At 66.4% G+C, this 20105-nt stretch carries 19 protein-coding genes; 5 read left to right on the forward strand and 14 right to left on the reverse strand.

The window, feature by feature from the left end:
* Positions 1 to 98: 98 nt before the first annotated feature.
* The 14 genes from dnaK to ACQY8B_RS05400 all read right to left on the reverse strand — a co-directional run bounded on the left by dnaK (position 99) and on the right by ACQY8B_RS05400 (position 13989).
* Positions 99 to 2036, reverse strand: coding sequence for a molecular chaperone DnaK (gene dnaK, locus ACQY8B_RS05335; protein ID WP_081268602.1), 1938 nt, complete (start codon positions 2034 to 2036; stop codon positions 99 to 101).
* Between the two features lie 122 nt (positions 2037 to 2158).
* The gene (grpE, locus tag ACQY8B_RS05340) at positions 2159 to 2695 is read right to left on the reverse strand and encodes a nucleotide exchange factor GrpE (RefSeq protein WP_422085739.1); all 537 of its coding nucleotides are present in this window, start codon (positions 2693 to 2695) and stop codon (positions 2159 to 2161) included.
* Positions 2696 to 2959: 264 nt separating this feature from the next.
* Positions 2960 to 3310 (reverse strand): FKBP-type peptidyl-prolyl cis-trans isomerase, encoded by a 351-nt coding sequence (locus tag ACQY8B_RS05345; protein WP_056590059.1) that lies wholly within the window; start codon positions 3308 to 3310, stop codon positions 2960 to 2962.
* Positions 3311 to 3395: 85 nt separating this feature from the next.
* Positions 3396 to 3827 carry a winged helix-turn-helix transcriptional regulator gene (locus ACQY8B_RS05350; protein ID WP_422085740.1) on the reverse strand — a complete coding sequence of 144 codons (432 nt, stop codon included), beginning with the start codon at positions 3825 to 3827 and terminating at the stop codon, positions 3396 to 3398.
* Between the two features lie 179 nt (positions 3828 to 4006).
* The gene (gene asd, locus ACQY8B_RS05355) at positions 4007 to 4858 is read right to left on the reverse strand and encodes an archaetidylserine decarboxylase (protein ID WP_422085741.1); all 852 of its coding nucleotides are present in this window, start codon (positions 4856 to 4858) and stop codon (positions 4007 to 4009) included.
* A 94-nt stretch (positions 4859 to 4952) separates the two neighbouring features.
* Positions 4953 to 5948: a Bug family tripartite tricarboxylate transporter substrate binding protein gene (locus ACQY8B_RS05360; RefSeq protein WP_422085742.1), complete on the reverse strand. Its 996-nt coding sequence runs from the start codon at positions 5946 to 5948 to the stop codon at positions 4953 to 4955.
* Between the two features lie 29 nt (positions 5949 to 5977).
* Positions 5978 to 6958 (reverse strand): tripartite tricarboxylate transporter substrate binding protein, encoded by a 981-nt coding sequence (locus tag ACQY8B_RS05365; RefSeq protein WP_422085743.1) that lies wholly within the window; start codon positions 6956 to 6958, stop codon positions 5978 to 5980.
* A 51-nt stretch (positions 6959 to 7009) separates the two neighbouring features.
* Positions 7010 to 7771 carry an SDR family NAD(P)-dependent oxidoreductase gene (locus ACQY8B_RS05370; RefSeq protein WP_422085744.1) on the reverse strand — a complete coding sequence of 254 codons (762 nt, stop codon included), beginning with the start codon at positions 7769 to 7771 and terminating at the stop codon, positions 7010 to 7012.
* Between the two features lie 22 nt (positions 7772 to 7793).
* A complete protein-coding gene (garD, locus tag ACQY8B_RS05375) occupies positions 7794 to 9371 on the reverse strand; it encodes a galactarate dehydratase (protein ID WP_422085745.1) in 1578 nt (525 codons plus the stop codon).
* 19 nt (positions 9372 to 9390) lie between these two features.
* Positions 9391 to 10743, reverse strand: coding sequence for a TRAP transporter large permease (locus ACQY8B_RS05380; protein WP_285414452.1), 1353 nt, complete (start codon positions 10741 to 10743; stop codon positions 9391 to 9393).
* Positions 10734 to 11228 (reverse strand): TRAP transporter small permease, encoded by a 495-nt coding sequence (locus tag ACQY8B_RS05385; protein WP_422085746.1) that lies wholly within the window; start codon positions 11226 to 11228, stop codon positions 10734 to 10736. The genes ACQY8B_RS05380 and ACQY8B_RS05385 overlap by 10 nt, the downstream gene beginning before the upstream one ends.
* Positions 11229 to 11240: 12 nt before the next feature.
* The gene (locus tag ACQY8B_RS05390; protein ID WP_285414454.1) at positions 11241 to 12233 is read right to left on the reverse strand and encodes a TRAP transporter substrate-binding protein; all 993 of its coding nucleotides are present in this window, start codon (positions 12231 to 12233) and stop codon (positions 11241 to 11243) included.
* 60 nt (positions 12234 to 12293) lie between these two features.
* A complete protein-coding gene (locus ACQY8B_RS05395) occupies positions 12294 to 13184 on the reverse strand; it encodes an SMP-30/gluconolactonase/LRE family protein (RefSeq protein ID WP_422085747.1) in 891 nt (296 codons plus the stop codon).
* A complete protein-coding gene (locus ACQY8B_RS05400; RefSeq protein WP_422085748.1) occupies positions 13174 to 13989 on the reverse strand; it encodes an NAD-dependent epimerase/dehydratase family protein in 816 nt (271 codons plus the stop codon). Before ACQY8B_RS05400 ends, ACQY8B_RS05395 begins: the two co-directional genes overlap by 11 nt.
* A 231-nt stretch (positions 13990 to 14220) precedes the next feature.
* Between ACQY8B_RS05400 and ACQY8B_RS05405 the strand changes: the two genes are divergently transcribed.
* The 5 genes from ACQY8B_RS05405 to ACQY8B_RS05425 all read left to right on the forward strand — a co-directional run bounded on the left by ACQY8B_RS05405 (position 14221) and on the right by ACQY8B_RS05425 (position 19921).
* Positions 14221 to 15066, forward strand: coding sequence for a FadR/GntR family transcriptional regulator (locus tag ACQY8B_RS05405; protein ID WP_422085749.1), 846 nt, complete (start codon positions 14221 to 14223; stop codon positions 15064 to 15066).
* A 112-nt stretch (positions 15067 to 15178) separates the two neighbouring features.
* Positions 15179 to 16168, forward strand: a complete 990-nt coding sequence (locus ACQY8B_RS05410; RefSeq protein ID WP_422085750.1) for a Bug family tripartite tricarboxylate transporter substrate binding protein — start codon at positions 15179 to 15181, stop codon at positions 16166 to 16168.
* 57 nt (positions 16169 to 16225) lie between these two features.
* Positions 16226 to 17137, forward strand: coding sequence for a 5-dehydro-4-deoxyglucarate dehydratase (gene kdgD / locus ACQY8B_RS05415; protein ID WP_422085751.1), 912 nt, complete (start codon positions 16226 to 16228; stop codon positions 17135 to 17137).
* Positions 17138 to 17145: 8 nt separating this feature from the next.
* Positions 17146 to 18471 (forward strand): glucarate dehydratase, encoded by a 1326-nt coding sequence (gudD, locus tag ACQY8B_RS05420; protein WP_422085752.1) that lies wholly within the window; start codon positions 17146 to 17148, stop codon positions 18469 to 18471.
* Between the two features lie 13 nt (positions 18472 to 18484).
* Positions 18485 to 19921, forward strand: coding sequence for an aldehyde dehydrogenase family protein (locus tag ACQY8B_RS05425; RefSeq protein WP_422085753.1), 1437 nt, complete (start codon positions 18485 to 18487; stop codon positions 19919 to 19921).
* The last annotated feature ends 184 nt before the right edge of the window (positions 19922 to 20105 follow it).

Here is a 20105-nt window from a genome sequence, read left to right on the forward strand (position 1 = left end):
TCAGCAGATCAGGGAAGCAGCGGAAACTCGGGTAACTTGAAGCGAGAAAGGCTGGAGCACCTCCGCAGGTGTTCCAGCCTTGTCCAAGGGACTGAAGATCAGCCCTTCTTGACTTCCTTGACTTCGGCGTCGACCACGTTGTCGTCGGCCTGCGCATGTGCGCCGGCTTCCGCGCCCGCCGGACCCGAAGCTGCCGAGGCGCCGGCCGCGGCCTGCGATTCGGCATACATCTTCTCGCCGAGCTTCTGGCTTGCGGTCATGAGCGTGTTGGTCTTTTCCTCGATCGCGGCCTTGTCTTCACCCTTGAGGGCTTCTTCCAGGTCCTTGATCGCGGCTTCGATCGCGTCCTTCTCGGCGGCTTCCAGGCTCGCACCGTGCTCGCCCAGCGACTTCTTCACGCTGTGGACCATGGCTTCGCCCTGGTTGCGGGCCTGCACGATCTCGAGCTTCTTCTTGTCGTCGGCCGCATTCAGCTCTGCGTCCTTCACCATCTTCTGGATCTCGTCCTCGCTCAGGCCCGAGTTCGCCTTGATGGTGATCTTGTTTTCCTTGCCGGTGCCCTTGTCCTTGGCGCCGACGTGCAGGATGCCGTTGGCGTCGATGTCGAAGCTCACCTCGATCTGCGGCGTGCCGCGCGATGCCGGCGGAATTCCTTCGAGGTTGAACTCGCCGAGCAGCTTGTTGCCCGAGGCGATGTCGCGTTCGCCCTGGAACACCTTGATGGTCACGGCCGGCTGGTTGTCCTCGGCGGTCGAGAAGGTCTGCGCGAACTTCGTCGGGATGGTCGTGTTCTTGGCGATCATCTTCGTCATCACGCCGCCCATGGTCTCGATGCCCAGCGACAGCGGGGTCACGTCGAGCAGCAGCACGTCCTTGCGATCGCCGGAGAGCACTTGCCCTTGGATGGCGGCGCCGACGGCCACGGCTTCGTCGGGGTTCACGTCCTTGCGCGGTTCCTTGCCGAAGAAGGCCTTCACCTTGTCCTGCACCTTGGGCATGCGGGTCATGCCGCCGACCAGGATCACGTCGTTGATGTCGCCCACGCTGATGCCGGCGTCCTTGATGGCCAGGCGGCAGGGAGCGATGGTGCGCTCGATCAGCTCGTCGACCAGGCTTTCGAGCTTGGCGCGGGTGAGCTTGATGTTCAGGTGCTTCGGACCCGTGGCATCGGCCGTGATGTAGGGCAGGTTGATGTCGGTCTGCGCGCTGTTCGACAGCTCGATCTTGGCCTTTTCAGCGGCTTCCTTCAGGCGCTGCAGGGCCAGCACGTCCTTGCTCAGGTCGACGCCCTGTTCCTTTTTGAACTCGCCGATGATGTAGTCGATGATGCGCTGGTCGAAGTCTTCGCCGCCCAGGAAGGTGTCGCCGTTGGTCGACAGCACTTCGAACTGCTTCTCGCCGTCGACGTCCGCGATTTCGATGATCGACACGTCGAAGGTACCGCCGCCGAGGTCATACACGGCGATCTTGCGGTCGGCCTTGTCCTGCTTGTCGAGGCCGAAGGCCAGCGCGGCAGCGGTGGGCTCGTTGATGATGCGCTTGACGTCGAGGCCCGCGATGCGGCCGGCGTCCTTGGTGGCCTGGCGCTGGGCGTCGTTGAAGTAGGCCGGCACCGTGATCACGGCTTCGGTGACGGTTTCGCCGAGGTAGTCTTCGGCGGTCTTCTTCATCTTGCGCAGGATGTCGGCGCTGACCTGCTGCGGGGCCATCTTCTTGCCGCGCACTTCCACCCACGCGTCGCCGTTGTCGGCCTTGGCGATGGTGTAGGGCATCAGGTCGATGTCCTTCTGGACTTCCTTTTCCTCGAACTTGCGGCCGATCAGGCGCTTGATCGCGTATAGCGTGTTCTTGGGGTTGGTGACGGCCTGGCGCTTGGCCGAGGCACCGACCAGCACTTCACCGTCTTCCTGGTACGCGACGATCGACGGCGTGGTGCGGGCACCTTCCGAGTTCTCGATCACACGCGTGGTGTTGCCTTCCATGATCGACACGCACGAGTTGGTGGTGCCGAGGTCGATGCCGATGATCTTTGCCATGTTCTTACTCCTGAAAGCCTGAAAAATATGTTGTTATGAACTTGTGGATAACCCGTCGCGATTCAAGGTATGAAGCGGGGATTTCCTGTGGGAATCTTGTGTGCCGGTGAATGCGGGGTGGCTTACTTCGGCGCGCTGACCGTGACCAGCGCCGGGCGCAGCACGCGCTCGTTGATGGTGTAGCCCTTCTGGAGCACGGTCACCACCGTGTTCGGCTCCTGGTCGGCGGGCACCACCGAGATGGCCTGGTGCTGGTGCGGGTCGAACTTGGTGCCGGGGGCGGGGGCCACTTCGATCACCTTGTTGCGTTCGAGCGCGCTCTTGAGCTGGCGAAGCGTGGCTTCGGCGCCTTCGCGGATCTGCTCGGGGGTGGCGTCCTTGACGGCCAGGCCGGCTTCGAGGCTGTCGGTCACCGGCAGCAGGCTCTCGGCAAAGGCTTCCACGGCGAACTTGCGGGCCTTGGAGACTTCTTCGTCGGCGCGGCGGCGGGCATTCTGCACGTCAGCCTGGGCGCGCAGGTACTGGTCGGCCAGTTCGGTGTTCTTGGCCTGCAGGGCAGCCAGCTCGCCTTGGGCCTGCGCCAGTGCGGCGAGGGCGTCGGCTTCGTTGGCGGCTTGCGCGGCCTCCAGTTCTTCGGGGCTTGGCTCGCCTTGCAGCATTTGTGAATTCTGTGCGGATTGTTGCGGGTCAGACATTTTTCAAAGAACCGGCGTGAGCCGGAAAACAAACGATAGCCAACCACTTGGGGCTGGCCGGGAGCATTTCAAGCGAAAAAATGCGGCCAAGTGGGCCGCTGCACGAGGTTTTCGAGGGTGTTTTCTCGCGGAACACCGCGGAACCGGCTTTGCCGGGCCGCAGGTGTTGCCCCCGGTGGGGGTTGGCGAAGCGACACGAAGTGCGCGCAGCCTGGGGGCGAGGCCGAATCAGTGGGCGTCGAGCAGCTCGACGTCGAACTTCAGGGTGGCGTTCGGGGGGATCACGCCGCCGGCGCCGCGGGCACCGTAGCCCAGCGAGGCGGGGATGATCAGCGTGCGCTTGCCGCCGATCTTCATGCCGGCCACGCCTTCGTCCCAGCCCTTGATGACCTGGCCGGCGCCCAGCGAGAACGCGAACGGGTCGTTGCGGTCGCGGCTGGAGTCGAACTTGGCGCCCTGGGTGCCGTCGTTGTAGAGCCAGCCGGTGTAGTGCACGTGCACGTGCTGGCCAGCCTTGGCTTCGGCGCCGGTGCCGACTTCGGTGTCTTCGTATTGCAGGCCGGAGGGGGTGGTTGGCATGGGAAACGCTCCTTGCGTCGATGTGAGAAGAATGAATCGAAGGCGCGGAGTTTACCGAGGCCGGATTCGCCCGGCCTGTCGGCCGTCAGCCGTGGCTGGTGTCGTCGCCGGGCTGCGCGGGTACGGCAGCGGGCTCTGCGGCCGGGGTCTGCGGTGCCGGCGCCGGGACGGCAGCGGCGGGCGAGGGGGCTGCAGGCGCTGCCGGCGCCGCGGCCTTCTTGATCTGCCCCAGCTGCCACTTGCCGGCAAACGCCTGCAGGTCGGACAGCCGCTTGAGCAGGTCCTGTCCGCTGAGCGTGAGGCTGTAGCCGTCGCTGCCGTGGCCGACGATGCCGGCCTCGCGCAGTTCCTTGATGCGGGTGTTGAGCGTATTGGGAGTGATGCCGCCCACGCTGTCCTGCAGCAGCCGGAAGGTCTGGGCATGACCGTCGCGCAGCGCCCAGAGCACGCGCAGCGCATAGCGGGCTTCGAGCAGGGCGAGCAGCTGGCTGACGGCTGCGTTTTCCTTGGTACTCATCGACATCATCTCCTCGAAGCTGGGCGTGCCGCGGACCTGGGGGCAGGGGCGATGGCGCGCGTTCTCTTGTGTGTGGTTATGAACCGTCCGGGTGGCAGACGACTATAGCGCAAAGGATTGTGATGCTACTAGTTTTATAGCTGTGAAGGCATGCGGCATGCGGGTTGTGAGACAAAGCCTCACAAACTGGAATAGTTGGCCATGGCTTCGCCCAGCCGGATCGAACGCCCTGGCGACCAGTCGGGGTTGAACGCCAGCGCAGGCGCCGGGAACAGCATGACGACCGTCGAGCCGAGCAAGAAACGGCCCATCTCGTCGCCCTTGCGGATGTCGATCTGCTGGTCGTTGTAGCTCCACTCGCGCAGCTCGCCCACGCGCGGCGGGTTGACCACGCCGTGCCACACCGTGGCCATGCTGCCGACGATGGTGGCGCCCACCAGCACCAGCACGAAGGGGCCGTGCGCCGACTCGAACACGCACACCACGCGCTCGTTGCGCGCGAACAGGCCGGGCACGCCACGCGCCGTGGTCGGGTTCACCGAGAACAGGTCGCCGGGCACGTGGATCATGCGCACCAGCCGCCCGTCGCAGGGCATGTGGATGCGGTGGTAGTCCTTCGGGCTCAGGTAGAGGGTCGCGAAACTGCCGTGCGCGAACTTGGCCGCCAGCGTGGCGTCGCCGCCGACCAGCGCGGTGGTCGTGTAGTCATGGCCCTTGGCCTGGAAGATCTGGTCGCCCCGGATCGGGCCGAACTGGCTGATCGCGCCGTCCACCGGGCAGGTCAGGTCGGCCTGCGCGAGCGGGCGCACGCCCGGCTTGAGTTCGCGCGTGAAGAACTGGTTGAAGCTCTTGTAGTGGTGGATGTCCGACTCGAGCGCCTCGCCCATGTCCACGCCGTACTTGGCCACGAAGCGCCGGATGATCCAGGTAGTGACCGCCCCCCGCTCCTTGCCCGCGACCCAGCCGGCGAAATTGGTCAGGGCCTGCTTGGGGAACAGGTATTGGGGCAGTACGGCGGAGCGGTCGGACACGTGGTGGGGGCCTGGAATGCGAATTGGAGGGGCATTCTATAAAGGGCTTCCAAGGCGGGGCGTAGGAAGCTTCCCTCGGTATTGGCCTTGCCTGCTAATCGGCCTTGATTCCGGCGGCCTTGATCACCTGCGCCCACTTCTCCACCTCGGCCTTCTGGAAGGCCGCGATCTGCGTCGTCGTCATGTCGGCCGGTTCCATGCCGAAGCCCTTGAGCTTGTCCTGCATCTCGGGTGTCGCGAGGATCTTTCGGATCTCGGTGTGCAGCCGGTCGACCACAGGCGCCGGCGTGGCGGCCGGCACGAAGATCGCCTGCCACGACACCACTTCGAAGTCCTTCAGGCCCGGCAGGCCCGATTCCGCGATCGTCGGCACGTCGGGCAGCGAGGCCAGCCGCTTCGACGACGTCACCGCAATGGCGCGCAGCTTGCCGCTCTGGATGTGCGGGCCGGCCACCACCGTGGTGTCGAACATCATGTCGACCTGTCCGCCGATGGCGTCCTGGATCGCCGGGCCGCTGCCCTTGTAGGGAATGTGCGTGAACTTCACGCCCGACTTGTACGCCAGCAGTTCGAGCGCCAGGTGCTGCGACGTGCCCGTGCCCGCCGAGGCCGACGACAGCCCGCCCGACTTGGCCTTGCTCGCTTCCAGGATGTCCTTCAGCGTCTTGTACGGGCTGTTCTGGCTCACCACCAGCACCACCGGGTTGGTGCCGATCAGCGTCACCGGCGCGAACGACTTGATCGGGTCGTAGCCGATCTTGGGGTACAGGCTCACGTTGATGGCGTGCGAGCTGATGGTGCCGCCCACCAGCGTGAAGCCGTCCGGCGCGGCGCGAGCGCCGACCTCCGAGCCCACGCTGCCGCCGGCGCCGCCCTTGTTGTCGATGATGACGCTCGTGCCAAGCACCGGGCCGAGCTTCTGTGCAATGAGCCGGCCCAGCACGTCGGTCGTGCCGCCGGCGGGAAACGGCACGAGGTAGGTGATGGCCTTGCCCGTCGGCCAGTTGCTGCTGCTCTGCGCGAAGGCTGCCGGAAGACCGGCGGCAAGCGAAGAGGCAAGGGCGGTGCGGATGAGTGCGCGGCGTTGCATGGTCTTGTCTCCTTATGTTGCCCCGGGGCTCAGGGCTTGATGCCGAGCTTGGTGATCAGCGCCTTGAAGTACTCGTTGTCCTTGGCCAGCGTTTCCTTGAAGGCGGCGCCGTCGGTGTAGGCGTAGCCCAGGTTCTGCTTGTCCATCACCTCGCGCAGCAGCGGCTCCTTGGCGGTCTTGGCGGCGATGTCGCGCAGCTTGGCCATCACTTCGGGCGGCGTGTTCTTCGGCGCGCCGAGGCCGCGCCAGGTGCCGATGGAGATGTCGATGCCGCGCTCCTTGGCGGTCGGCACCTTGTCGAAGGCAGCCAGGCGCTTGTCGGCCATCACCATCAGCATCTTGAGCTTGCCGGCCTGAACGTAGGTCGATACCTCGGCCGGGCTCACCGCCACCGCATCGACGTGGCCGCCGAGCAGCGCCAGCACGGCCGGGCCCGCACCCTGGAACGGGATGTGGTTGAACCTGGCGCCGGTCTTGTCCTCCAGCGCCGATGCCGCCAGGTGCCAGATCGAGCCGGTGCCCGAATTGCCCACGCCCATTTCGCCCGGCTTCTTCTTGGCGGCGGCCAGGAATTCTTCGATGGTGTTGTAGGGCGAGTCGGCCTTCACGGTGATGGCGGCCGGGTCGGCATTGAGCTGCGCGATCGGCTGGAAGTCGTCGTAGTTGAACTTGGCCAGGCCCAGGTGGGGCAGCGTCAGCAATTCGACCGTGAGCACCGCCAGCTTGTAGCCGTCGGGCCGCGAATGGATCACCTCGTTCCAGCCGATGGCGCCGCCCGCGCCGGGGCGGTTCACGATCACGATGCTCTCGGACGTGTGCTTGCGGCTCGCGTCGGCGAAGGCGCGGGCCAGCGCGTCGGTGCCGCCGCCGGGCTGGTAGGGCACGATCAGCTCGACCGTGTGGTTCGGGTAGTCGTTGCCGGCGGCTTGCGCGGCGGGCGCCGCTAAGCCGAATGCAAGGCCGAGCGCACCCGAGAGGGCCGCGAGCTTGCGCAGGAATTCCGTCGTCATCTGTCTTGTCTCCGTTATTGGTTTTGCGGTTGCTGGAAAAAACGTGCGCGGTCAGGGCATGTACTGCCCCCCGTTCACTTCGATCACCTGCCCCGTGACATAGGCCGAGAGCTGGTCCGAGGCGAGATACAGGAAAGCGCCGACGCACTCTTCGGGCTCGCCGAGGCGGCCCATGGGAATGCTGGCGCGGAAGTTATCGAGCATCGCGGGCGTCGAGAAGCGGTCCTGGAAGGGCGTCTGAATGACGCCCGGCGCCACCGCGTTCACGCGGATGCGGTCGCCCACCAGTTCCTTCGCGAGGCCGTGCGTGGCGGTGCTCACGAAGCCCTTCGAGCCCGCGTACAGGTACGCGGCCGGCCCGCCGCCAGTGCGCGCCGCGACCGAGGTCACGTTGATGATGTTGCCGCCGCCCTGCGCGCGCATCAGCGGCACCACCTCGCGGCAATACGCGAGAACCGACCGCGCGTTGATGTGCATCACCTCGTCGAACAGCGCGTCGTCGAACTCGGCGATGGGCACGCGCTTGACCAGGCTGCCGGCGTTGTTGACCAGCACGTCGATGCCGCCGAACTCGGCCACCGTCTGCTTCACGCTGTCGCGGATCGCGCCGGTGTCGCGCACGTCGGCCTTCACCGCCACTGCCGCGCCGCCCGCCGCGCGGATGGTCTCGACCACCTGGTTGGCCGCGGCCGCCGAGCTGTTGTAGTGCACCGCCACGCGCATGCCGCGCGCCGCGAACGCAATGGCCACCGCCGCGCCGATGCCGGTGCTGGCACCGGTGACGAGGGCGGTCTTGTCCTTGAGGTCTTCCATGTGTTTGCTCCTTACGGGTTGTTCAGGTGACCGGCGCCGGGTTGAACAGCACCAGCGCGTTGTGCAGCTTCCAGTGCTCGGCCCAGGTCTTCTTGCGGCCGCTTGCCACGTCGAGCATCAGGTGGAACATCTCCCAGCCGATGTCTTCGATCGTGGCCTCGCCGTCGGCGATGCGGCCTGCGTTCACGTCCATCAGGTCGTGCCAGCGGCGCGCCAGGTCGCTGCGCGTGGCGACCTTGATGACCGGCACTTCGGCCAGCCCGTAGGGCGTGCCGCGGCCGGTGGTGAACACATGCAGGTTGATGCCGGCCGCCAGCTGCAGCGTGCCGCAGATGAAATCGCTGGCCGGCGTGGCCGCGTAGATCAGGCCCTTCTGCGTGGCTTTCTCGCCCGGCGCGAGCACGCCCGTGATCGGCGCCGAGCCCGACTTGACGATGGAGCCCATCGCCTTCTCGACGATGTTCGACAGGCCGCCCTTCTTGTTGCCCGGCGTGGTGTTGGCGCTGCGGTCGACGCGGCCCTTCTGCAGGTAGGCGTCGTACCAGGCCATCTCGCGGATCATGGCTTCGGCCACCTCCGGCGTGGAGGCGCGCGAGGTGAGCTGGTCGATGCCGTCGCGCACCTCGGTCACTTCCGAGAACATCACGGTGGCGCCCGCGCGCACCAGCAGGTCGGTGCAGAAGCCCACGGCGGGGTTGGCGGTGACGCCGGAGAACGCGTCGCTGCCGCCGCACTGCACCCCCACCACCAGCTCGCTGGCGGGCACGGTCTCGCGGCGGCGTGCGTTCAGGCGCGCCAGATGCACTTCGGCCTGCCGCATGACCGAGTCGATCATCGACATGAAGCCGATGTGCTCGTCGTCCTGCAGGCAGACCACGTCGAGTTCCGCATCGCCTTCGGTTTCGCCGCGCTTGTCGACGATGGGGATGCTGCCCGGCGGCAGCAGCCGCTCTGGCTGCAGCTTCTCGCAGCCCAGGCTCACCACCATCACCTCGCCGCCGAAGTTCGGGTTGAGGCTGATGTTGCGCAGCGTGCGGATCGGAACGATGGCGTCGGGCGCGTCGATGGCCACGCCGCAGCCGTAGCCGTGTGCCAGCGCCACCACGTCGTCCACGTTCGGGTACTTGGGCAGCAGTTCGGCCTTGATGCGCTGTACCGCGAAGTCGATCACGCCGGCCACGCATTGCACCGTCTCCGTGATGGCGAGGATGTTGCGCGAGCCCACCGAGCCGTCGGCGTTGCGGTAGCCCTCGAAGGTGTAGCCCTCCAGCGGCGGCAGGGCAGGGGGCTTGACGGTCGCGATGGGCAGGCCGTCGAGTTCCGGCGCCACCGGCATGCGCATCACGCGCTCGTGCACCCAACTGCCGCGCGGCAGCGCCTTCTGCGCATAGCCGATCACCACGTTGTAGCGGACGATGGCCGCGCCCTCCGCCAGGTCGGTGAGAGCCACCTTGTGGCCCTGGGGCACGTTGTCCACCAGCCGGAGGCCGTCGGCGAACTCGGCGCCGGCCTTCAGGCCGCCGTCGTTGGCGACGATGGCGACGTTGTCGTTGGCGTGGATGCGGATGTAGAGCGGCGAGGCTCCGGTGGCGTTGCTCATCGTGCGAACCTCTTTTTGCTTACAGCACCTTGTGGCCGGTCAGCATCGTGGGCAGCCAGGTGGAGAAGGCCGGCACGTAGGTCACCAGGGTGATGGCGATGAAGATCGCCAGATAGTAGGGCCACGCGGTTTTCGTCGCCTCCCCGATGGATATCTTGCCGATGGCGCAGCCGATGAACTGCACCGTGCCCACGGGCGGATGCACCAGCCCCAGCGCGCAGTTCAGCAGCAGCATCATCCCGAACTGCACCGGGCCCACGCCCATCTGGATGGCCAGCGGCAGGAACAGCGGCGTGGTGATCAGGATGTGCGCCGCCATGTCCAGGAAGATGCCCAGGAAGATCTGGATGATGTTGATGTACAGCAGCATCAGCCAGGGGCTGGAGGTGGCGGCCAGCAGCACTGTTTCGATGGCGTCCGGGATCTCCAGGTAGGCCATCTGGTAGCGCAGCATGTTCGACACGCCGATCAGCAGCAGGATCACGCCGGTGGTCTTCGAGGCCTTGGCCAGCGACTTGAAGAGCTTCTCGCGCGTCATCGTGCGGTAGGCCACCACCGTGAGCAATAACGAATACGTCACCGCGATGGCCGCCGCCTCGGTGGCTGTTGCCACCCCCTGCATCACGCAGACCAGGATGATCACGATCACCATCAGGCCGGGAATGGCCGACAGGAAGGTCTTGCCCACCATGCCCCAGCCGGGGAAGCGCTCGACCATGGTGCTGCCGTCGGTGCGCCTGGGGTAGCCGTGCTTGGCGGCCTGCCAGTAGGCGGCCACCAGCATGCACACCATGATCCAGAACACCGGGATCAGCCCTGCGAACATCAGGTCGCCGATGGACACGCCCTTGATGATGTGCCCGTCGATCGTGCCCACCGCGGCCTGCGCGGCGAAGGCGTAGATGATCATGTTGTGCGAGGTCGGCATCAGCGCGCCCGAGAGCGATGCATGCGTCGTCACGTTCACCGCGTAGGCCGCGCTGTAGCCCTCGCGCTTCATGATCGGGATCATCACGCCGCCCATGGCCGAGGTGTCGGCCACCGGCGAACCCGAGACGCCGCCGAAGAGCGTGGACGCCACCACGTTGGCCAGCCCGAGGCCGCCCTTCCAGTGGCCCACCAGGCTGCGCGCGAAGGCGACGATCTTGTCCGCAATGCCGCCGTGCAGCATCAGTTCGCCCGAGAAGATGAAGAACGGAATGGCCAGGAACGAGAACACGTTCATGCCCGACACCATCATCTGGATGGCGGTCTCGAAGGGCAGGCCCTCGTAGGCGAACGTGGCCAGGCAGCTCAGCCCGATGGCGAAGGCCACGGGCATCCCCAGCAGCAGGAACAGCACGAAGCTGAGGGACAGCACTGTCAATGCCATGATGGAACGACCTTCTGGCCGGTGAACTGAGCAGCCAGGTGCTCGATGGAGAAGAGGGTGATCAGCACCCCGGCGAAGAGGATCGGCACGTAGCGCACGGCTTCGGACAGGCCCAGCGTGGGAATCGTCGATTCGCGCGTGGACACTGCCATCTCGGCGCCGCCCGCGAACAGCGCCACGGCGAAGCCGATGGTCAGCACGCAGGTGAGCGCCTTGCACCAGAACTGGCCCTTGGGTGGCAGGGCCTTCACCAGCGAATCGAGGCCGATGTGCCCGGCGTCCCGCACGCCGGCGGAGGCGCCGAACATGGCGACCGAAATCACCAGCAGCAGCGCGACCTGCTCGACATACGGCGGAGCGTCATTGAAGACGTAGCGCAGCACCACGCCATAGACGACGACCCCGAGCAGGCCGACGAGGCACACGCAGGCGATGTACATCGCCCAGCGGGAGAGCCGCGCGTTCAATGAGGTAAGCAGGCTCATGTGCGGCGCGCGTCACTTGGTGTTGACGATTTCCTGCACCAGCGCCTTCTGCTCCGGCGTGGTCGCGAACTTGTCCCACACCGGCTTCTCGACGTCGACGAAGCCCTTGCGGTCGATCTCGGAGGCCGCGACGATCTTGGCGCCGCCCTTGATGACGGCCGCCTTGGCGTCCTTCTCGCGCGGCTCCCACAGCTTCACGTAGTAGGGCACCGAGTCTTTGGCGGCCTTGCGGATCGCGACCTGCTCTTCCTTGGTGAGCGTGTCCCAGATCTTCTTGGAGAACACCAGCACTTCGGGCGTCATGACGTGCATGGTCTCGGAGTACACCGGCGCGGCCTCGAAGTGCTTGGCCTCTTCGTACGAGGGATAGTTGTTCTCTGCGGCGTCCACCAGGCCGGTCTTCAGGCCCGTGTAGACCTCGGCGATGGGCATCGGCGTGGGCGAGGCGCCGGTGGCGCTCACCAGGCTCACCATCAGGTCGGAGGGCTGCACGCGGATCTTCAGGCCCTTCATGTCGGCCACCGACTTGATCGGCTTCTTGGCATACACCGATCGCGCGCCGCTTTCATACATGCACAGGCCGATGAAGCCGGCCTTCTCGAAGGCTGCGAGCACCTTGTCGCCGGCCGGGCCGTACATCGCCTTGCGGAAGTGCTCGATGTCGCGGAACAGGAAGGGCAGCGACGGAATGACCGACTCCGGCACGATGCCGTGGAACGACGCGCTGCTCACGCGCACCATGTCGAGCGCGCCGATCTTCACCTGTTCGACCGTGTCCTTCTCGGAGCCCAGCGAGCTGTCCGCGAAGATCTTGATGTTGTCCTTGCCACCCGTGGCCTTCGACAGTTCATCGCCCATGAACTTCACCGCCTGGTTGGTGGGGAAGTCCTTGGCGTGCACCTCGGCGGAACGGAAGGTTCGCGCCATGGTGGCGTTGCTTGCCGTGAATGCGATCAAACCAATCGCGATCAGGCCCGACAGCTTCTTCATTTGTAGTGATTTCATTTTTGATGCTCCTCGGTGGATGAAAAGAAAACGCAGCGGATGGATGGATCGATAAACGGGTCAGATGCCGAAAGCGGGCTCCGCGAGGCCCTGTGCGCCGGGCCGCAGCGCGAACACGCCGCCGGCCAGTGGTTGGTCCGACAGGTCGATGCCGCCGGGTCGGATGGAGGTGACGAAGAGGGTGTCGAGCCCGGCGCCGCCGAAGGCGCACATCGCGGGCTTCTTCACCGGCACTTCGAGCGAGCGGTCGAGCCGGCCGTCGGGCGTGAAGCGGTGCACCAGGCCGGCGTCGTTGCCGCAGATCCAGTAGCAGCCGTCGGTGTCCATGGCCGCGCCGTCGGGGCGGCCGGGCAGGGGCTTCATGTCGATGAAGAGGCGGCGGTTGCTGGGGGTGCCGGTTTGCGTGTCGTAGTCGAAGGCCCAGACGGCCTGCACCGTGGGGTGCGAATCCGAGAGATACATCGTGCGGCCGTCGGGGCTGAAGGCCAGGCCATTGGGCACGATGAGGTCGTCGAGGCGCAGGGTGGCAGCGCGGTCGCCCTTGCCGTAGCTGTAGAGGCGGCCGACGCGTGCGCCCGCCGCCATGTCGAGCAGCATCGTGCCGGCCCAGAAGCGGCCCTGGCGGTCGCAGCGGCCGTCGTTGAATCGCATGGCCGGGGCGGCGTGTTCGACGGGCGCCAGGGAGGTGGCGGCCAGCGTGCCGTCGGCCTGCGGCTTCAGGGAGAACAGGCCGCTTTCCATGCCGGCGAGCCATTCGCCGGGCACGTCGGCGCGCGGCGCGATGCAGGCGATCATTTCGCCGGCGGTCCACTTCGCATGGCCTTCGCCTGCATGCCAGCGGTTCAGCGTGCGCGCCGGAATGTCGACCCAGTAGAGCGCCTGTTCGCGCGCATGCCACACCGGGCTTTCGCCGGTGCCGTTGCGCGCGTCGAGAACGAGTTCAGCGCTCATCGCCGAACGGGCCTTGTGCGGTGAAGGCGCCGCCCTGGTAGATGGCGTTCGGGTCGGTCGGCGCGACGGGCGGCTGTGCCTCGACCTTGTCGCGGAACACTTCCGAGCTGTCGCGCGGCAGGAAGCCCAGGTGCGCGGCGGCGCTGTTGTCCCACCACACGTCGCGGTTGTTCGACATGCCGTAGACCACCGTGTGCTTCACGTAGGGGGTGAACAGCGATTTCTCGATCAGCGCCGTCAGGTCGTGGTAGCTGAGCCAGGTGCTCATCATCCGGCGGTTGGCCGGCTCGGGGAACGAGGAGCCGATGCGGATGCTGACGGTCTCGATGCCCCAGCGGTCGAAGTAGAACTGCGCCACGTCCTCGCCGAAAGACTTCGACAGGCCGTAGTAGCCGTCGGGCCGGCGCACCGCATGCGCGTCGATGTGCTCGCTCTGCTTGTAGAAGCCGATCACGTGGTTCGAGCTGGCGAACACCACGCGCTTCACGCCGTGGCGGCGCGCGGCTTCATAGATGTGGAACACGCCCTTGATGTTGGCTTCGAGAATTTCCTCGAACGGCCGCTCGACCGACACGCCGCCCAGGTGGACGATGGCGTCGCAGCCGTCCACCAGCGCATCGACCGCCGCCTTGTCCGACAGGTCGCAGGGCACGACTTCCTCGTGCGCATCGGCGGCCGGTGCCAGCGAGGCGATGTCCGAGAGCCGCAGCACCTCCGCGAATGGCTTGAGCCGCTCGCGCAGCACCTTTCCGAGGCCGCCGGCGGCGCCGGTCAGGAGAAGGCGGTTCATCTTGTTGTCTTTCATCTTTGCCCGTCCATGCACGCAGTGGTAGTGGTTTCCGGCGGCCCGCCGTCGCGGTGTCTTGCCGGCAGCAGCGGCCGGTACGATGCCGGCAGGGCAAGGTCGAAAGGGCGCTGCATGTCGGTGCCGTTGAAACCGGAAAGCCGCTGGCGAAGTTGCCGGCGGCGTGTAGAGGTGGTTGAGTGATAGGTTATCTGTTGTCGTACAACTAGTTTGGGGATTATCATCGTGACCATGGTTCAGTCGACTGCGGGTAATCCCTCGATATCAGAAGCGCCGGCGGAAACGGCTTTCGTGGGGCGTCCGCGCCAGCGCGCACGCGGCCTCGCGCACGGGCTGGTGGAAGACCTGGGCGAGAAGATCCGCAACCAGTCGCTGCGGCCCGGCGACAAGCTGCCGACCGAGTCGGCCATCATGCAGGCCTACGGCGTGAGCCGCACCGTGGTGCGCGAGGCGCTGTCGAAGCTGCAGGCCGGCGGCCTGGTAGAGACGCTGCACGGCGTGGGCACCTTCGTGCTGCAGCCGCGCACGGGCGGCGTGTTCCGCCTCGACCCCGGAGAGATCGCCGCTTCGGTCGACGTGCTGGCCGTGCTCGAGTTGCGCATCAGCCTGGAGACCGAGTCGGCCGGCCTCGCCGCCAGTCGCCGTACAGAAGAGCAGCTGGTCGCCATGCGCCAGGCGCTCGACGACTTCGAGCACAACGTGGTCGTGGCGGGCGACACCGTGGGGCCGGACTTCCGCTTCCACCTGCAGATCGCCGAATCGACCGGCAATCCCTACTTCGCGGACATCATGAGGCACCTGGGCACCACGCTCATTCCGCGCACCCGCATCAGCGCGATCCGCACGCACGAGGGCGGGGCGCCTTACCTGAGCCGCGTGAACCGCGAGCACGAAGAAATCTACGCGGCCATCGCGCGCCGCGACCCCGAATCGGCCCGCGCGGCCATGCGCATCCACCTGACCAACAGCCGCGAGCGCCTGCGCATGGCGCAAGAGGCCGCGCAGCAGCAGAAGGCAAAGGCCGATGCCGCAACCGCTGGCGGTGCTGCTTCGGTCGACAACGCCACTTCGAGCTGAGTTTTTCTTGTTTGCCTGGCTGGACAACTCGTTTCTCTAGTTGTACGATGACTGATAACTTGATTCGAGTATCAGGCATGGCCACGACAGCCATCGAACAAAAGGAGACAGCATGACCATCAACCGACGCGGCGCACTAGGAGCCGCGCTTGCCACGACACTGGCCGCCAGCCTGCCCGCGCGGGTTCTTGCGCAGGGCAGCGGCGGCAACTGGCCGTCCAAGCCGCTCAAGCTCATCGTTCCGTATCCGCCGGGCGGTTCGTCCGACATCATTGCGCGGGCCATCAGCCAGCCGCTGTCCGAGGCGCTCGGGCAGTCGGTCATCGTCGACAACCGGGCGGGCGCCAACGGCAACCTCGGCGCCGACCTGCTGGCCAAGGCGCCGGGCGACGGCTACACGCTCATGCTGTGCGACCTGGGTGCGCTGGCCATCAGCCCCTCGCTGTACCCCAAGCTGCCGTTCGACCCGTCGAAGGACCTGCGCGGCGTGGCCATGCTGGCCTACTCGCCGCACCTGCTGGTGGTGCATCCGTCGGTGCAGGCGAACACCTTGAAGGAGCTGGTCGAGCTCTCGAAGAAAAGCGATCTCAACTTCGCCGTCACCGCCAGCGGCAGCACCGCGCACCTGGCGGGCATCGAGCTGCAGCGCAAGGTCGGCGCCAAGTGGGAATACGTGCCCTACAAGGGCGGCGTGCAGGCGGTGCTCGACACCGTCGCCGGCCAGACGCAGGTGCTGATGAACGGCATGCTCGCCACCTACCCGCAGGTGCAGGCCGGCAAGCTCAAGCTCATTGCGGTGTCCAAGGCCACGCGCATGCCGCTGATCGGCAATGTGCCGACCATCGCGGAGCAGGGCGCCCCCGGCTACGAGTCGGGTACCTGGCAGGGCGTGGTCGCGGGACGCGGCGTGCCCGACGCGGTGATCGCGCGGCTCAACCGCGAGCTGGTGCGCATCATCCGCACGCCCGACATCCGCGCCCGGCTCGCCGGCCAGGGCGCCGAAGTCGTGACCATGGCCGCGCCGGAGCAGGACCAGTTCTTCGCCAAGGAGCGCGCGCGCTGGGCGCAGGTCGTCAAGGAAGCGAACGTCAGGCTCGACTGACTTGCCGCTTCGCACCCCATTTTTCTTCTCATTCAAATCTTTACTGGACTCTTCCCCATGAACCCCCAAGAACTCAAGACCATCATGGGCTCCGGCCTGCTTTCGTTCCCGTTGACCGACTTCGACGCGAACGGAGACTTCAACAAGAGCAGCTACGAGAAGCGTCTCGAATGGCTCGCTCCCTACGGCGCCAGCGCGCTGTTCGCGGCCGGCGGCACGGGCGAGTTCTTCTCGCTCACCGGCGAAGAGTACCCGGGCATCATCAAGACGGCGGTGGACACCTGCCGCGGCGTGGTGCCGATCATTGCCGGTGCCGGCGGCCCCACGCGCTTCGCCATCCAGTGCGCGCAGGCTGCCGAGAAGGCCGGCGCGCACGGCATCCTGCTGCTGCCGCACTACCTCACCGAAGCCGGCCAGGAAGGCCTGGCCGCGCACGTCGAAGCCGTGTGCAAGAGCGTGAAGTTCGGCGTGATCGTCTACAACCGCGCCACCAGCCGCCTCAAGCCCGACACCCTGGCCGGCCTGGCCGAGCGCAACCCCAACCTCGTGGGCTTCAAGGACGGCATCGGCGACATCGAGGCCATGGTCGCCATCTACCAGAAGATGGGCGACCGCTTCGCCTACCTGGGCGGCCTGCCCACGGCCGAGGTCTATGCCGCCGCCTACAAGGCGATGGGCACGCCGGTGTATTCGTCGGCCGTCTTCAACTTCATTCCGAAGACCGCCATGGACTTCTACAAGGCCGTGGCCGCCGACGACCTGCCCACGCAGCACCGCCTGCTGAAGAACTTCTTCATGCCCTACCTCGAGCTGCGCAACCGCGTGCCGGGCTACGCGGTGAGCATCGTGAAGGCCGGCGCAAAGATCGTCGGCCACGACGCCGGCCCCGTGCGCGCGCCGCTCACCGACCTGAAGCCGGCCGAGGTCGAGCAGCTCAAGGCGCTGATCGACGCGCTCGGCCCGCAGTGAGCCGGGCCATGAGCACGCCCACCGTCACCGCGATGCGCGTCGTGCCCGTCGCGGGCCACGACAGCATGCTGATGAACCTCAGCGGCGCGCACGGCCCGTTCTTCACGCGCAACCTGCTGATCCTGACCGACAGCGCCGGGCGCACCGGCGTTGGCGAAGTACCCGGCGGCGAGAAGATCCGCCAGACGCTGGAAGACGCGCGCGGCCTCATCGTCGGCCAGCGCATCGGCAATCAAAACGCGGTGCTCAACAGCATGCGCAGCGCTTTTGCCGGCCGCGACAGCGGCGGCCGCGGCCTGCAGACCTTCGACCTGCGCGTGACCATCCACGCAGTAACGGCCGTGGAAGCCGCATTGCTCGACCTGCTCGGCCAGTTCCTCGAAGTGCCAGTGGCGGCCCTGCTCGGCGAAGGCCAGCAGCGCGACGCGGTGCAGATGCTCGGCTACCTCTTCTACGTGGGCGACCGCAAGAAGACCGATCTTCCCTATGACAGCGACCCGAACGCCGACAACGACTGGTTCCGCCTGCGCCACGAAGAAGCCATGACGCCAGAGGCCATCGTGCGCCTGGCCGAGGCCACGCATGCGCGCTACGGCTTCACCGACTTCAAGCTCAAGGGCGGCGTGCTGCGCGGCGAGGAAGAAGTCGAGGCCATCCGCGCGCTGCACGAGCGCTTTCCGCAAGCGCGCGTCACGCTCGACCCGAACGGCGGCTGGCTGCTGCAGGACGCCATCCGCCTGTGCCGCGACCTGCACGGCGTGATGGCTTATGCCGAGGACCCGTGCGGTGCCGAAGGCGTGTTCTCCGGGCGCGAGGTGATGGCCGAGTTCCGCCGCGCCACCGGCCTGCCGACCGCCACCAACATGGTGGCCACCGACTGGCGCGAGATGGTGCACAGCCTCTCGCTGCAGTCGGTCGACATTCCGCTTGCCGATCCGCACTTCTGGACCATGCAGGGCTCGGTGCGCGTGGCACAGCTGTGCCAGGCATGGGGCCTGACCTGGGGCTCGCACTCCAACAACCACTTCGACGTGTCGCTCGCAATGTTCACGCACGTGGCGGCCGCCGCGCCGGGCAAGGTCACGGCCATCGACACGCACTGGATCTGGCAGGACGGCCAGCGCCTGACCAAGGCGCCGCTGCAGATAGAAGGCGGCTTCGTGAAGGTGCCGACGCGCGGGGGCCTGGGCGTGGAGCTGGACATGGACGAAGTCGAGAAGGCGCACCAGCTGTACCTGAAACACGGCCTTGGCGCTCGCAACGATGCGCAGGCGATGCAATACTTGATTCCCAACTGGACTTTCGACAACAAGCGCCCCTGCATGGTGCGCTGAAGGAACCGACGCAATGCAAAACTTCGACAACCTCATCGCCGGCGAATGGCGTGCCGGCGCGAGCTACAGCCCCAACGTCAACCCCAGCAACCTGTCCGACGTGCTCGGCCAGTACACGCAGGGCGATGCCGCCCACGTAGACGCTGCCGTCGCGGCGGCTACTGCAGCCTTTCCGGCATGGGCTACGGGCAGCATCCAGGCCCGCTCGGATGCGCTCGACAAGATCGGCAACGAGATCCTCGCGCGCAAGGAAGAGCTGGGCACGCTGCTCGCACGCGAAGAAGGCAAGACCAAGGCCGAAGGCATCGGCGAGGCCACGCGCGCTGGCCAGATCTTCAAGTTCTTCGCCGGCGAATGCCTGCGGCTGTCGGGCGAGGTGCTGCCGTCGGTGCGCCCCAACATCGGCGTGGAAATCACGCGCGAGCCGGTCGGCGTGGTGGGCCTCATCACGCCGTGGAACTTTCCCATTGCCATTCCGGCCTGGAAGATCGCGCCTGCGCTGGCTTTCGGCAACTGCGTGGTGCTCAAGCCCGCCGACCTGGTGCCGGGCAGTGCCTGGGCGCTGAGCGAGATCATCAGCCGCTCGGGCATTCCGGCCGGCGTGTTTAACCTGGTGATGGGCCGCGGCAGCGTGATCGGCAATGCGCTGGTCAATCATCCGGGCATCCATGCGATCAGCTTCACCGGCTCGGTTGGCGTGGGCCGCAACATCGCGATCCAGTGCGTCACCAACCACAAGAAGGTGCAGCTCGAAATGGGCGGCAAGAATCCGCAGGTGATCCTGGACGACGCCGACCTCGCACAGGCGGTGGAGCTGAGCGTGCAGAGCGCGTTCTATTCGACCGGCCAGCGCTGCACCGCGTCGAGCCGCCTCATCGTGACCGAGGGCATCTATCCGAAGTTCATCGCCGCCATGAAGGAACGCATGGCGAAGATCAAGGTGGGCGACGCGCTCGCGCAGGGCACCGACGTGGGCCCGGTCTCGTCGAAGTCGCAGCTCGACCAGGACATGGAATACGTCGCCATCGGCAAGGGCGAGGGCGCCACGCTGGCGGCCGGCGGCGAGCTGCTGAAGCTGGAGACCGATGGCTACTACATGTCACCGGCACTCTTCAGTGAATCGGCCGCGAGCATGCGCATCAACAAGGAAGAGATCTTCGGCCCGGTCGCAAGCGTGATTCGAGTGAAGAACTACGAGGAAGCGCTGGCCACCGCCAACGACACCGAGTTCGGCCTGTCGGCCGGCATCGCCACCACTTCGCTGAAGTACGCGACGCACTTCAAGCGCCACAGCCAGGCCGGCATGGTGATGGTCAACCTGCCGACGGCGGGCGTGGACTACCACGTGCCTTTCGGCGGCCGCAAGGGTTCGAGCTACGGGCCGCGCGAGCAGGGGCGTTATGCGCAGGAGTTCTTCACCACGGTGAAGACAGCCTATACCCTGGCCTGATCTTTTGGGCTGCTCCCGTTGTCGGGGGCATTCAGGGCGCGCTCACGCCGACGGCGTACCTTGCTCCGCGAATGTCCGCCGGCCTGCGGCCTCCCGCTTTATTTCGCTGCGCAAGGCACCCCACCGTCGTGATCGTTCAGAGCGCTTGTTGATCGGCCAGCACAAGAGCGGCGCCCTGTGCACT

Origin of the sequence: Variovorax sp. (genome assembly GCF_965279555.1) — a bacterium.
In the GTDB taxonomy this organism is placed as follows: domain Bacteria; phylum Pseudomonadota; class Gammaproteobacteria; order Burkholderiales; family Burkholderiaceae_C; genus Variovorax.